Source organism: Bifidobacterium sp. wkB338 (assembly GCF_003688325.1).
Classification (GTDB): Bacteria; Actinomycetota; Actinomycetes; order Actinomycetales; family Bifidobacteriaceae; genus Bombiscardovia; species Bombiscardovia polysaccharolytica.
This window is the reverse complement of sequence record NZ_NPOR01000013.1, coordinates 13,182-26,523: the sequence shown is the minus strand read 5'-3', so window position 1 is coordinate 26,523 and position 13,342 is coordinate 13,182. Positions and strand designations below refer to the sequence as shown.

10 protein-coding genes and 1 tRNA gene are annotated in these 13,342 nt (G+C 59.0%); 3 read left to right on the top strand and 8 right to left on the bottom strand.

Features of this window, described 5'->3' with window-relative positions; translation table 11 throughout:
- Positions 1 to 355 precede the first annotated feature (355 nt).
- The gene (locus CI603_RS03195; RefSeq protein ID WP_121913017.1) at positions 356 to 1,006 is read left to right on the top strand and encodes a YesL family protein; all 651 of its coding nucleotides are present in this window, start codon (positions 356 to 358) and stop codon (positions 1,004 to 1,006) included.
- Positions 1,007 to 1,250: 244 nt separating this feature from the next.
- Here CI603_RS03195 and CI603_RS03190 read toward each other — a convergent pair whose 3' ends face one another.
- From CI603_RS03190 to CI603_RS03175, 4 genes are all read right to left on the bottom strand, one after another.
- On the bottom strand, positions 1,251 to 3,002 hold the full coding sequence (locus tag CI603_RS03190; RefSeq protein WP_121913016.1) for an ABC transporter substrate-binding protein: 1,752 nt from the start codon (positions 3,000 to 3,002) through the stop codon (positions 1,251 to 1,253).
- Between the two features lie 185 nt (positions 3,003 to 3,187).
- Complete coding sequence (locus CI603_RS03185) at positions 3,188 to 4,954, bottom strand: ABC transporter substrate-binding protein (protein WP_121913015.1); 1,767 nt, start codon at positions 4,952 to 4,954, stop codon at positions 3,188 to 3,190.
- A gap of 243 nt (positions 4,955 to 5,197) precedes the next feature.
- Complete coding sequence (locus tag CI603_RS03180; RefSeq protein ID WP_121913014.1) at positions 5,198 to 6,148, bottom strand: carbohydrate ABC transporter permease; 951 nt, start codon at positions 6,146 to 6,148, stop codon at positions 5,198 to 5,200.
- Positions 6,149 to 6,177: 29 nt separating this feature from the next.
- Positions 6,178 to 6,912 carry an ABC transporter permease subunit gene (locus tag CI603_RS03175; protein ID WP_248004281.1) on the bottom strand — a complete coding sequence of 245 codons (735 nt, stop codon included), beginning with the start codon at positions 6,910 to 6,912 and terminating at the stop codon, positions 6,178 to 6,180.
- Positions 6,913 to 7,730: 818 nt separating this feature from the next.
- Here CI603_RS03175 and CI603_RS03170 point away from each other — a divergent pair.
- The gene (locus CI603_RS03170; RefSeq protein WP_121913013.1) at positions 7,731 to 8,456 is read left to right on the top strand and encodes a VTT domain-containing protein; all 726 of its coding nucleotides are present in this window, start codon (positions 7,731 to 7,733) and stop codon (positions 8,454 to 8,456) included.
- Positions 8,457 to 8,596: 140 nt separating this feature from the next.
- Positions 8,597 to 8,669 (top strand) — tRNA-Ala (locus CI603_RS03165).
- 385 nt (positions 8,670 to 9,054) lie between these two features.
- On the opposite strand, the gene CI603_RS03160 is transcribed toward CI603_RS03165, so the two are convergent.
- The 4 genes from CI603_RS03160 to grpE all read right to left on the bottom strand — a co-directional run bounded on the left by CI603_RS03160 (position 9,055) and on the right by grpE (position 13,341).
- Complete coding sequence (locus CI603_RS03160) at positions 9,055 to 10,686, bottom strand: DEAD/DEAH box helicase (protein WP_259465465.1); 1,632 nt, start codon at positions 10,684 to 10,686, stop codon at positions 9,055 to 9,057.
- A 202-nt stretch (positions 10,687 to 10,888) separates the two neighbouring features.
- Entirely contained in the window at positions 10,889 to 11,419 is a 531-nt protein-coding gene (locus tag CI603_RS03155; RefSeq protein WP_110424916.1) for a heat shock protein transcriptional repressor HspR, read from the bottom strand.
- Positions 11,420 to 11,471: 52 nt separating this feature from the next.
- Positions 11,472 to 12,467, bottom strand: a complete 996-nt coding sequence (locus CI603_RS03150) for a DnaJ C-terminal domain-containing protein (RefSeq protein WP_121913011.1) — start codon at positions 12,465 to 12,467, stop codon at positions 11,472 to 11,474.
- Positions 12,468 to 12,615: 148 nt separating this feature from the next.
- Complete coding sequence (gene grpE, locus CI603_RS03145) at positions 12,616 to 13,341, bottom strand: nucleotide exchange factor GrpE (RefSeq protein ID WP_121913010.1); 726 nt, start codon at positions 13,339 to 13,341, stop codon at positions 12,616 to 12,618.
- Position 13,342 lies beyond the last annotated feature (1 nt).

The window sequence follows — 13,342 nt, the reverse complement described above, 5'->3', positions numbered from 1 at the left end:
ATAAGCCCGCTCCATTGCGTTGCCAGCCATGCGCCGAATGCTTCCACTACTTTTCGGCGCCGTGTTTACCGTAGTAGGCTTATTTATATGTTTGTAAATAGATTAGTACACCGATTTAACTTAGCTGTCAAGCCGCGGTATGCTGCAAGGCATGTCACCACGTAAGACAGGACCGCTCCCACCCATGGGTCCAGGCAAGATCGGTCACCTTTCTGACAGACCCGTCCGACAGCTGTTCCTGTAGCCAACGGAGCAGAAGACAGAACAACAGGATGGCCGCGCCCAGTCTCCTGCCCGCGTGCCGCCGCCCCCGCCGGGTGCACTGACAGGTAGAGTCAAAGAGGAAAGGCGGATCATGCACTTCAACCTCGAAAGCCCCTTCTGGCAGTTCGTGAACACCCTGCTCAGATTCACAGCTCTGAACCTGCTCTTCGTCGTCACCTGCATACCCCTGATCACGATAGGGCCCTCCCGCAGCGCCCTCTACGGCACGGTCTTCGCCTATGACGACCACGACGACATTCCCCTCTGCAGACAGTACCTGCACCGCTTCATCCGGGAGTTCAAGCAGTCCATAATCGCCTTCATCATCCACGTGGCGCTGGGTGCCATCATCATTTACTCACTGGCCTTCTGGTTGAGCATGAAGGGGGCGATGACCTATCTCGCCATCATTGTCCTGATCATCGGAACCGTCCTACTCGTCCTCTCATACGAGTTCTTCTACCCCCTGCAATCCCGCTACACCAATACTGTCTGGGGTTTCTTCAAACTCTCCGTCGGTGTTCCCATGGGGATCCCCCTCTACGCCATCTGCCTCCTGGCCATCGACGTGGCCTTCGCCTTCCTCGTCTACTATGTTCCCTTCCTGCGGGTCATGGCCATAATCTTCGGCTTCTCCTGGCTGGCATATGCCAAGTCACTAATCTATCTACGGGCCTTCGACCGTTTCGAGCGGGGTGCCAAGGGAGACACCACAACCACCTATAAGAACGGTTCTCTGTAACCAAGGCGGTGCCCCCGCACACCTCGCTGAATGGCAGATCACATTTCGCGTAGATTGACAGGGTATAGGCCGCTCGCATGAACCACGGTTGCGTCCAGGCTGCCAAGAGTGGCATACAGGGTACAGAAAGGGGGCAGCTGTCCGCTGGCTCTGAACCTGGCGGACACCGCCCCCCTCGCTTTACCTATAGGACCCCGGCTCTACTGACGGATCATGGACCGCCAGGCAGGCCGGAATCGTGGAATCACTTGGTCCTGTTCTCATACTCCTTCACAATGTCCTGGCGTGCCTTGGTTTGAGCCTTGGCGTTGGCCATGTCGATCTTTTCGATCTTCTCGTAGCCCAACCCCTTCACATTGTTGCGCATGGTCTTCAGGATGGTATCGAACTCGTTGTCATCCTTGGCATAGACCGCCTTCCAGGACTCGGAGACGATCTCGGACTTGACCTGGCCGCGAACTGCGGTGATCTGGGAGTCCTCCTCGGGCGGGATGTACCCTGAGCCGGGGGCGACCACAATCTGCTTGTGCTTCTCCAGATACTCCAGGGCCGTCTTGGCACCGTCCATATGGGCGGACCAGTCATCCCTGAGGGCGTTGGGCTTGGCCAGTTCGGTCTTCCACAGGGCCGGATTGTAGGTCTCCTTGGTGGTCGGGTCGATGTCGTTCTGGTTCAGCCCCTGGAAGTGCATCATGGAGATGCCCTTGTTGTAGTCACCGCCGCCGAACTCTGCGGGGACCTTCAGTCCGTCGGCCTCATTCATGGCCTTGAGGCCGAAATCGGTCATCTTGTTGCCTTCAGAGCTCCTGGTCCAGCAGAGCTTTTCCGGGCAGACGGGGCCACCGGCGTTCTGGGCCGTGGCATAGACACCCTCAGGCGAGTAAAGCCAGTTGAGGAAGTCAACCAGGCGCTGCTTGTTCTTGGCCTTGGCACCGATTGCCAGGATGGGATCCACCCCATCGGGGGCGAAGCCGTCTGAATAAATGTTCATGTCCTGCAAGGGCGCCAGCATGAACCCGATTCCCTTGGCCTTGTTGGCAGCAGAGTTGATGCGGGGTTGGCCCAGCCAGCACCAGATGTCGACCAGCATCTTGCCCTGGCTGGTCTTGGCGGTGATGTTGTCCCAGGTCTGAGTGGAAGAATCCGGATCAATCAGGCCCATCCTCTGGGCCTTGTTGAGGAAGCGCAGGAGCTTCTCGTAGATGCCGCCCTCCTGGATGGGGGTCTGGTCATCAGAGCCGTCAGCCTTGGTCAGGACCGAGTTCATCGTATTGTACCCATACCAGGAGGCCATATCCATGGGGAACTTCATCATCTCCCCATCCCAGTCCTTGAAGAGGCTGAGAGCGTAGATGTCCTTCTGGCCGGTGTCGGCCCGGGCCTTGTCCTGCATGAGCTTCATAACGTTGAGGAAGTCATCCAGGTTCTTAATCTCCGGGTAACCGACCTCACGATAGTAGTCCCAACGGATGTGGGGAGCCGTGCCGGGCTCATCTCCAGCGTTCGACTTGAGCGGGGACTGGGAGGACACGTTTCCGGGGATGCCCCAGACGCCATCCTTACCCGCCACCTTGGTCACCCTGTCCAGGGCGCCCTTGTACTTCTTCAAGTACTTCTCGTTCTTGATGTAGGGGGTCAGATCAGTAATCAGATCGGCCTTAACCAGCTTCTGCAGGCGGCCATTGCCGGTGTGGGTCAGAATCAAGTCGCCCAGGTTCCCGGCTGCCGAACGGGTCTCGAAGAGAGTCTCGCTGTTGCCGGTGACACCCGGTGCGATGACCTTGAGCTTGATGTTGAACTTGTCCTTGATCAGCTTGGCGAACCAGCCCTTCTGCATACCCTGGGCCGTGGCGTCCTGGGAGAACATCTCAACGGTCATTTCAGAGTGGTCGTCCGGGCCATCGCTTGAATTAGCACCGCCACCACAGCCCGCCAAGGACATGGCACCGGTGATGGCGACGGCGATCGCCGCCATTGCCTTCTTCTTGAGGTTCATCGATTATCTTCCTTCTTTGTCATCCGCCACCCAACCCGTGGCGTCTCTTACCACCGTCCGGCTCCCCGGTCCGGCCAGAAAAATCTGAATTGGATTTCCTTGACCGGTCCGGGCAGGTCATCGGGGCGTACGGGGGGCTGTACGGCCCCCGCCAGAACCCGGGCCGTCTTTCACCGGACCGGATCTCACTTGCCGTGCTGTTCCTCCCATTCCTTGACAATCTTCTGACGTGCCTTGGTCTGGGCCTTGGCGTTGGCCATGTCGATCTTCTCGACCTGCTCGTATCCAAGCCCCTTCAGGTTGTCTCTCATGGTCTTCAGGATGGTGTTGAACTCGTTGTCATCCTTGGCGTAGACCGCCTTCCAGGACTGGGAGACGATCTCGGACTTGACCTGGCCGCGCAAAGCCTTGATGGAGGAGTCCTCAGTCGGAGCCACGAAGCCTGCCCCGACGGCGACCATGACCTCGTCATGCTTCTGCAGCCACTCAAGAGCGGTCTTGGCACCGTCCATATGGGCGGACCAGTCATCCCTGAGGGCATCAGGCTTGGCCAGCTCAGATTTCCACAGCTGGGGGTTATAGGTCTCCTTGGTGGTCGGGTCGATGTCGTTCTTGTGGATGCCGGTGAAGTGCATCATCGACACTCCCTTGCCGTACTGGCCGCCACCGAACTTGGCAGGTACCGGCTGACTATTGTCCGGGTCTTCCTCAGTCCCGAACATGACCCTGATACCCAGGTCGGTCATCTTGTTACCGTCCTTGGTCCGCTCCCAGCACATCTTCTCCGGGCAGGCCTGTCCCATGGCACCGGTGGCCGTGGCATAGACACCCTCGGGCGAGTAGAGCCAGTCGATGAAGTCGACCAGGCGCTGCTTGTTCTTGGCCTTGGCACCCACGGCGATGACCGGGTCATGACCGTCGGGCATAAACCCGTCCGCGTAGACCTTCAGGCCGGGTACTGGGGCCAGCATGAATCCAACCCCCTTGGCCTTGTTGCCCACGGTATTGACGGCCGGCTGGCCCAGCCAGCTCCAAATGTCTGCCAGGACCTTGCCCTGGTGGACCTTCTGGGAAATGTTGTCCCAGGTCTGGGTGGAGGAATCCGGATCCACCAGGCCCATCCTGGAGGCCTTGTTGAGGAAACGCAGCATCTGCTCGTAGATGCCACCCTCCTTGGTAACAGGCTGGTCGTCCTTCCCGTCGGCCCGGGTAAGGACCGTGTTCATGGGATTGTACCCGTACCAGGATGCCATATCCATCGGGTACTTCATCATCTCCTGGTCCCAGTCCTTGAAGAGGCTGAGGGCATAGATGTCCTTTTTCCCAGTGTCCTCACGGGCCTTGTCCTGCATGAGCTTGAGAACGTCAAGGAAGTCATCCAGATTGTTGATCTTGGGGTAACCCACTTCGCGGTAGTAATCCCAGCGGATATGGGGGGCCGTGCCCGGCTCGTCACCGGCGGAAGGTTTGGCGGGCGACTGAGTGGCCACATCGGACGGGGCCCCCCAGACGCCATCCTTACCCGCCACCTTGGTGACCCTGTCCAGGGCACCCTGGAACTTCTTTAGATGCTTCTCATTCTTCATGTAAGGAGTCATGTCGGCAATCAGGTTGGCCTTGACCAGCTTCTCCAGACGACCATTGTCCGTGTTGGTCAAAATCAGGTCACCCAGGTTGCCAGTGGCCGCCCTGGTCTGGAAGATGGTCTCCGCGTTACCCGTCTGAGCAGGTGCAACCACCTTCATCTTCATATTGAACTTGTCCTTGAGTATCTTGGCGAACCAACCCTTCTGCTCTCCCTGGGCGGTGGCGGACATGGAGAACATCTCCACATTCATCAGGCCCTTGTCATCAGCACCCTCGCTGCTGCTCTCACCGCCGCAGCCTGCAAGGGCCATGGCCGAGGACAGGATCAAGGCCATCGCCATTGATGCCTTCTTCTTGAGGGACATTGTTCCTCCTTTTTCTTCTATTTTTGATTCTTATTGTTTAGTTCTTATTGTTTAGTTCTTCCGGAGCGGTCCGACCCCTTAGGGCCAGATCGGAAGTCGACACCCCACGTCGGCTCTCCCGTTTTGTTTTTCCTTCTCTATTGGCCGGAACCATCTACCTCACTAACGTCACCTCCCACAGGCAGGTCCGGCCGAATCCCCTCCCGGCCGGATGCCGCTTTGCGGGAGGGGGGGGGGTACGGTTCACCCCTTGACGGCGCCGAGCATCATGCCCTTGACAAAGTAGCGCTGGAAGAAGGGATAGACGAAGAGAATGGGCAGCACCACAATCACAGCAACAGTCATGCGAATTGAGGTCGGGGTCTGCTGGGTGGCCATAGCGGCCGCATTCAGAGCGCTACCCGTACCGCTAGCCTTGACCGAGGAGGCCAGGGCAGCTGCTTGGTTGATGTAGAGGTAGAGCACGTACTGCAGGGAGTAGAGCTTGGAATCCGACATGTAAAGCAGAGTGTCCTGGAAGGAGTTCCACTGCCCCACGGCCGAGAAGATAGCCACCGTGGCCAGGATCGGCGTGCACATAGGCAGTATTATCTTTCTGAAAACGGTCAGTGTGCCAGCGCCGTCAACCTCGGCCGCCTCCTGGAGGGAAGAGGGGATGGACTCGATGTAGGTCTTCACCAGAATAATGTTGAAGGGCTGCACGACGGCCGGCAGGATGTACACCCAGAAGTTATTGGTCAGACCCAGATTCTTCATCGTGATGAACATAGGGATCAGACCAGCATTGAAGTACATGGTGATGATGACGAACCGGTACCAGAAGGACCGGTGCCACATCTTCTTCTGAGTAAACATAAAGCCCAGGAAGGCGCTGGCTATGACGGTCAGGGCCGTGCCGATCACGGTACGTCCCAGGGAGACCATAGCAGCATCCCCCAGGCCCTCCAGCTTGAAGACGGCCTTGTAGTTCTCCAGGTGGAAACCTTGGGGGAACCAGTTGACATCACCAGCCGCACTTGCATCATTGTCGGAGATGCTGTTGATGATCAGGTAGTAGAAGGGATATGTACAGATGAAGGCAAAGAGGACAAAGAAGGCGATGTTAAAAACATTGTAGACCTTCTCCCCTTTTGATCTGCGAATCAGATGGGACCCGTCCAAGGTCCTGGCAGATGTGTCGATAGCGTCACTCATATTTCAGCTCTCCTTTTCCGCTCGGGACCTCAGATGATCGACTCGCCGCGCACACGTTTGGACAGTGTGTTGACACTCAGTAAGAGGACCACACTGACTATGGATTTCAGCATGGATATGGCTGTGGCGAGAGAGAGACTGTTCTGGCCCATGCCCACGTTGTAGACGTAGAGGTCAAGCACCTGGATGTGCTTGAGGTTGAAGGCGTTCTGGAAGACGAAGTACTGATCCATCCCGTTGTTCAGGAAGTTGGAAACTGACAGGAGCAGGAGCACGAAGTAGGTGGGCATCAACTGCGGAATCGTCACATGGATGATCTGCTGGAAGCGGTTTGCCCCATCCACCTCGGCTGCCTCGTAAAGCTCAGGATCAATGCCGGCGATGCCCGCCAGGTACATGATCGACCCCCAGCCCAGCCCCTTCCACAGGCTCCAGGCCAGCATCTTCAGCCAGGTGTGCGAGTCGGAATCGAGGAACTTGATGGGGTCTGTGATCAGATGGAGGTCCATCAGGGTCTCGTTGACCATTCCAGAGGAGGAGAACATGGCGAATGCCACGGCGTAGACCAGGACCCAGCTGATGAAGTTGGGCAGGGTAGTCAATGTCTGGACGACGTTCTTGAACCAACGGGACCTAATCTCGTTGAGGGCGATGGCGAAGAAGAGGGGGAACATGCTAGTCAGGATGTTCAGGCCGCTGATGGCGAAGGTGTTGATGAGCACCTGCCAGACCGCGCGAAGCTGAGCGGGGTTCTGAATCATCATCTCGAACCACTGGAGGCCCACGAATTTGCTCTTCGACAGAGGGATAGGGGGCTGGTAGTCGAAGAAGGCGTAAACCCACCCGAACAGAGGGAGATAACTAAAGAGAACTACGAAAATGAGAAGGGGAACGATGAGGAGCCAAAGATTGAAACTGTGGCGCTTGGAGGATTCTACCTTCCCTGGAAACCGTCTTTTCCTTTTCGGCGCGGACGCTCGCGCACTATGAGACAGCGTCGCTTCGGACGCGGGAGACCCGACGGCCCGGTCCAAAACGACGTTCGCATCTTGATGATTAACCTGCACCCTTCCTCCTTCGGTCAGCCACTTCGCTTCTTCGAATGCGGTACATGGTCAAATGGAATACAGCCATGTATTTCGCTTTGGTTTTACCAAAGCCCTGTAAATAGGATATTAAATTAACAATTCCTCTTATGTCAATTAGACTAGCAGGGGAATCCCAATAATCGCAAATAGGAAACGCCTCTTGCTATCCCTATCAGGGAGTCCGTCAGGTACGGCATCCGCAGATAGGCCTTGGGAGCCCATGACAGGCCACCGCCTTCCACCTGCACGTCAGGCGGACCTAACGACTGGCTGGACTGGAGTCATTGATAACGGCTTTGACCATGGACACCAGCCGTTACCCTTCGAATTAAGTCACCATAGGAACAATTTACCTCCCTCGCACAGGCCCAGTGCCAGAGGCCGGTGGTTGTGTCTTCCTCGCAAGGGTCTAGTGAATGCCAACCTGCCGTGAACCAGACTTGTTACAGTTTGAAACTGTTCGTGTTTCAACATAACAGGACGGTCTTTGACAAATGGGATTCATACACTGGCTCATCAACCTACTCAAAGATCCGCGCAGCGCTATCGCGGGGTGGATTGCCATGGGACTGGTGCCCACATACGCATTCATCTTCCTGATCATCTTCATCGAGACGGGCGTGGTCTTCATGCCCTTTCTGCCCGGTGACTCCCTCTTATTCGCGGCCGGCGTCTTCGCACACGACCCCACCAGCGGGATGGCATTGGACATCCTCCTGCCGCTCGTCTGCCTGGCTCCGATCCTCGGCGACCAGAGCAACTACTTCATAGGGCACTTTTTCGGACGGGCCATCATCAGGTCAGGCAGGGTGAAGGCCTTGACCCCGGAGCGGCTGGCCAAAACAGAGGGAATGATAGACAAGTGGGGCCCCTTGGCTGTTTTCCTAGGCCGCTTCTTCCCCTTCATCAGGACCTTCATGCCTTTCATCTCGGGGATCTCGGGGATGAAGTGGAGCCGGTTCACACCCTTCAGTGTTCTGGGGGGCCTGGTCTGGTCCACCCTCTTCACCCTCCTGGGTTACTTCTTCGGTGGTATCCCGGCCGTCCAGGAGCATTTCGAACTGGTCATCATCCTTATTCTGCTCATATCCGTCATGCCGACCGTTATCGGCCTGATCAAGGCCAGGGCAGGCAGGGGCAAAAGGGCCGAATCCGCGCAGGTAGCCGCCGACCAGGACGAGCCCGGGAAAATCAAGCAGGACGCGAACCTCAGTGACTGAATATGACAACCCATCCGGCAGACGCGAAAACCGAACCATGGGTCGTAACACGGAGTCATGGCACAGACCGTCCAAATTGCGTTTGTGCCCACCCTGCGATACAGTACAGTCTGTTGTTCGGCTACGGTCGGGCAACGTATGGGGCTGTAGCTCAGTTGGTAGAGCGCTTCGTTCGCATCGAAGAGGTCGGGGTTTCGACTACCCTCAGCTCCACAGTGTCGAGATAATGCTTTTTCTTCTTTGCCGTTCTTGACCGCATCCAGTTACTGGACAATGCGCCAAGTCGTTCGTCATCATGACCGATGAAGCCCCTGCTAATTCCAGTCGCAGCGACGCATTACCACCGCTTTCCTGCCATGACCCATCAGTCAGTAGATGCATAGTCGAATCAGACAGTTTGATAAGCAAAACCCTGGCATAGGGCCAGGGTAGGATTGCACGACAATTCCTGAACCGACAAGCTTGTAATTTCTCGTCGAACACTCAGAGATGTGTCAGCGAAGCCGGCAATCGCCTTCCCAATAGTGAAGACACTGTCGATTCTAATCAGCACCGATAACCACTATGGGCGCATTATGCAAACGCGCCCATCAGCGGATCAGCGCTTAGAAGCGGAGCGGAAGGGGTTGTCATCACGGCGGTGGCGGCGATGACCGCGGCGGAATCCACGACGATCAGCATCGAAACGGGAGCCAGCGCGACCACGGTCATGACCGTGGACCCGCTCGCCGTTGCCGGAATGACGATGGACTCTGGACCGGCCGTCCAAGGGGCCATCCTCGCGATCGAATACTGGTCGGTCCTCTGAGGACCGCTGAAAACGGGAAGGTCGACGATCCCGACCCCGGCCTGCAGCACGGCCCTGGCCACCACGATCAAAGCGCCTGTCTGCGCGGGAACGGCCCCGATGTCCACCACGGCCGCTACGAGCAGGCCGACCGTTGGAAGCCTGCGGCTGCTCGACCTGCAAGGACCAGCCGTGTACAGGTTTGGCCAACGGCCCCACGAGCTCGGTAACTTCGGGCGAATCGGCAGTCACTTGAACCGGCTTGGCATCGATATGGGCCATGCGCAGCATCCGCCTGGTGTCACGCCACTGGTCGGGAAGAACCAGGGTGACCACATCGCCGGAACGGCCAGCCCGGGCTGTGCGGCCCGACCGGTGCAAGAAGGACTTGGGATCGGCTGGTGGATCCACCTGGACCACCAGGTCTACGTCACTGATGTCCACGCCGCGGGCGGCCACGTCTGTAGCCACGAGGACCTTCACCTCGCCTCGGGAGAAGGCCCCCAGATTGCGATCGCGCTGGTTTTGAGAAAGATTGCCATGCAACTGTGCAGCCGGGATGCCGTTGTCAATCAGGTTCTTGGCCAGCTTCTTGGCCTGGAACTTGGTTCGCGTGAAGAGGATACGCCGTTCGGTACCCGAGGCCAGCCTGCGCACCAGATCATGCTTGGCTGCCTGGGTGGTCCGAAAGATGTGGTGGGTCATCAGATCCACATGCTGGGTGGCCGAATCCACCTCGTGAATCTTGGGATCCTTGAGGAAACGCTTGACCACGGCATCCACACCATGATCCAGGGTGGCCGAGAAGAGCATGCGCTGACCGCCCGGACGAACCTGGGCCAGAATCCGCTCCACAGCGGGCAAGAAGCCCATGTCGGCCATCTCATCAGCCTCGTCCAGCACGGCGATCTCCACGTCCTCCAGACTGAGCTTGCGCTGGCGGAGCAAATCCTCCAGGCGACCCGGGCAGGCCACCACAATCTTGGCCCCGCGCCGAAGGGCATCGACCTGACGACCCTGGCCAACACCGCCGTAGACTGTGCAGGTCCGCATGCCGTAGGCCTGGGCCAGGGGGTTGAGAACCTCGTCGATCTGATTGGCCAGCTCGCGGGTGGGAGCCAAGACAAGACCACGCGGGCGGGGCAGACTGCCGGATCCGGCGGCGCCCCCGCGACCATGGCGGGCCCGTCCTCCCTCGCCAGCAGCCAGTCGAGCCACCAGAGGAATGCTGAAGGCCAAGGTCTTGCCGGAACCGGTCCGCCCCCGTCCCAGGATGTCACGGCCAGCCAGGGCATCAGGCAGGGTGTCCCGTTGGATGGGGAAGGCGCTGGTCTTGCCGTCCTTGCGCAGAACACGGACCAAGGGCTCAGGCACCCCCAGCTGGTCGAAAGTCATAGGTTCTACGGCAGATTGGCCGGAATTGGAAGAATTGGAATCGGGCATGGATGAAGCAGTCACAATGACCTTTCACAACAGGGAAGAAAACGGTACTGTCGGTCGACAGTTCGCAGGCCGCGTGCAAAGCAGAGAATGACGAATTTCGCGCAAGCGGTTTCCCCGTACTCAAAGCATTCAGGCGACGATCAGCCGCAGCTCTTGGGCGAGCGGCCAACCTGTACACCATAGCACAGGCCCCTCACCCATCTCAGGAGCGTACGCTCCAGACGATCAGCGATTTGGACTCCGTGGGGTCGGCCTCGTCATGCGTTGTGTCCTGCCGCCAGAGCCGGGCCCTGCTGGAACGCCTGACTTCGACGACCCGGCCGTCGGCAGCTGCTGCGAACATGCTGGATCCCTGTGACTGGTGGGAGCGGCGCAGCTGGCGCCTCAGCTGACGATTCTCCTCGGCCAGGGCCAGAATCCTGGTCACCCCGGCCAGGTTGATGGACTCGTCCTGGCTCAGATGCTGAGCCTGACCAAGCCGATCCAGATCCCGCAGGGAGTATCGGCGCGCGCCCCCCTCGGTCCGTTCCGGCACAATCAGACCCAGCCGGTCATATTGGCGCAGGGTCTGCGGATGGATATTGGCCAACTGCCCGACCTGACCGACGCTGAAGACCGGCAGCTCGATGTCCAAGCCGGCATCGTCGGCAGCATCCAGGCTGATGTGCCCGGCCACCAGACCGCGAGCGCAGGCCAGATAAATCCGCCTGGTCTCAGGATCCACCCTGACCATGATCATCACTCCTTTCCGCTGCTCGTTCCGACTTGATCCGGCATCCGGATCGTCATATCTTCATGCGCTCCCCGGCGATCTGCTCGTCGAAGTCACCGCTTGCCTTGGCAAAGTCGCGCATGGCCTTCTTCTGGGCCATGCCGAGCCGACCGGGCATGCGGATCTCAAGGCGCCCCACCAGGTCGCCCTTGCCGCGCCGGTCCTGAACCCCCTTGCCGGCGATGCGAATCTCGTCGCCGCTGGAGGAGCCAGCCGGAATCTTGAAGGTGACGACCTGGTCATCGATATCCCGGGCCTGGACCTTGGCCCCCAGGGCCGCCTCAGCTACCGTCACCGGCAGGGTCATGACCAAATCCCTGTCCTTCATGGTGAACCGTTGGCTGGGCTGGACGCTGATCTGCAGGTAGAGGTCGCCATTGGCGCCCCCGTCCCTGCCAGGCCGACCCTTGCCAGCCAGCCTGATCCGCTGGCCGTTGCGCACCCCGGCGGGGATATGCGTCTTGAAACGCTTGCCTCCCACGCTCAGGGAGACCGTGGCCCCCTTGACCGCCTGACGGAAGGACAGCCCAATTTTCGAGTTGCGATCCTCTCCCTTGACAGGCCTGGGCCTGCTCTCCTGGTAAGCGGTCCGACCGCCACCCCCGCCGAAGGAGGAGAAGATGTCAGCAAAGTCGGGCTGTCCGGAACCATCGCCGAAACGGATGCGGGTGCCTCCGGGTGCCCCGGCCCCGCCGAACATGGAGCCGAAGATGTCCGAGAATGCATCGGTGTTGAAGCCGCCCTGGCCGGAGCCCCCGGCGAACCGGGCTCCCCCCATGCCGAACTGGCGGATTGCATCGTACTTCTGACGCTGCTCCTTGTTGCTGAGCACGTCGTAGGCCTCGGAGATATCCTTGAACTTCTCCTCGGCCTCCTTGGTCTTATTGAGATCGGGATGGTATTTGCGGGCAAGCTTGCGGTAGGCCTTGGTGATCTCCGCTTCGCTGGCGTCCTTGGAGACACCAAGGACCTTGTAATAGTCCTTGCTCAGCCATTCATTCTCAGCCATCCATGTCTCCTTTCCTCATAAGCTACGAATATATCGAATTGGAATCCGCCCTTTCGCGTGCGGCGGCGGGCGGGATCATAACCCCACCCAGCCGCCGCATGCGAAGGCGTCGATTCAGCCTGCGGAAGGTCCGCAATCACCGTCCCTGCTACTGCCCGGGCGATGTCACCACTACCCTGGCGGCCCGGATCACCCGGTCGCCGATCCGATAACCTGCCTCGACCACCGTGTCAACGGTCTCTTTCTTGGCCTCGGGGTCCGGCTTGTGCAGGATGGCCTCATGCTTGGTGGGGTCGAAGTCCTCGCCTTTTTCACCGAACTTCTCGACACCGAACTTCTCGAAGGTCTTGTCGATCTTCTTGGCCACAGCCTGGAAGGAGTCGTCCATCTGCCCGTGCTCCTTGATCCGGTCAATGTCATCAAGGGCCGGAAGAAGGGCGGTCAGCACATCCACGATGCCGTGCTGGCGGAAGATGTCCTGCTCCTTCTTGGCACGGTTGCGGAAGTTGACGAACTCGGCCCGCTCGCGCTGGAGGGCCTCCAGATAATCGGCGGCCTCCTTCTTGGCCTGACCCAGAGGAGTCAGCCCCTCTGATCCCTTGTCGGCACCGTCTTCCTTAGCCGAGTCAGCATCCGTCTTATCGTCAGCCTGAGCATCTGCTGATGACGCATCCTTGGCGGAGGAATCCGACGAGGACTGGCTGGCCGCTTGGCCCTCGTCCGCAGCGGTCTTGTCGGCGTGACGTCCGCGAGCCGCTTCCTGACCGGCCGTCGAGGCGGCGTCAGAGGCCTTGGCCTCGTTTCCGTCCGGTTCGCCGGCGGCGGCCGGGTCGCCCTTCAGCGGCCCGGCATCATCCTTGTCGAAGGCCGACATG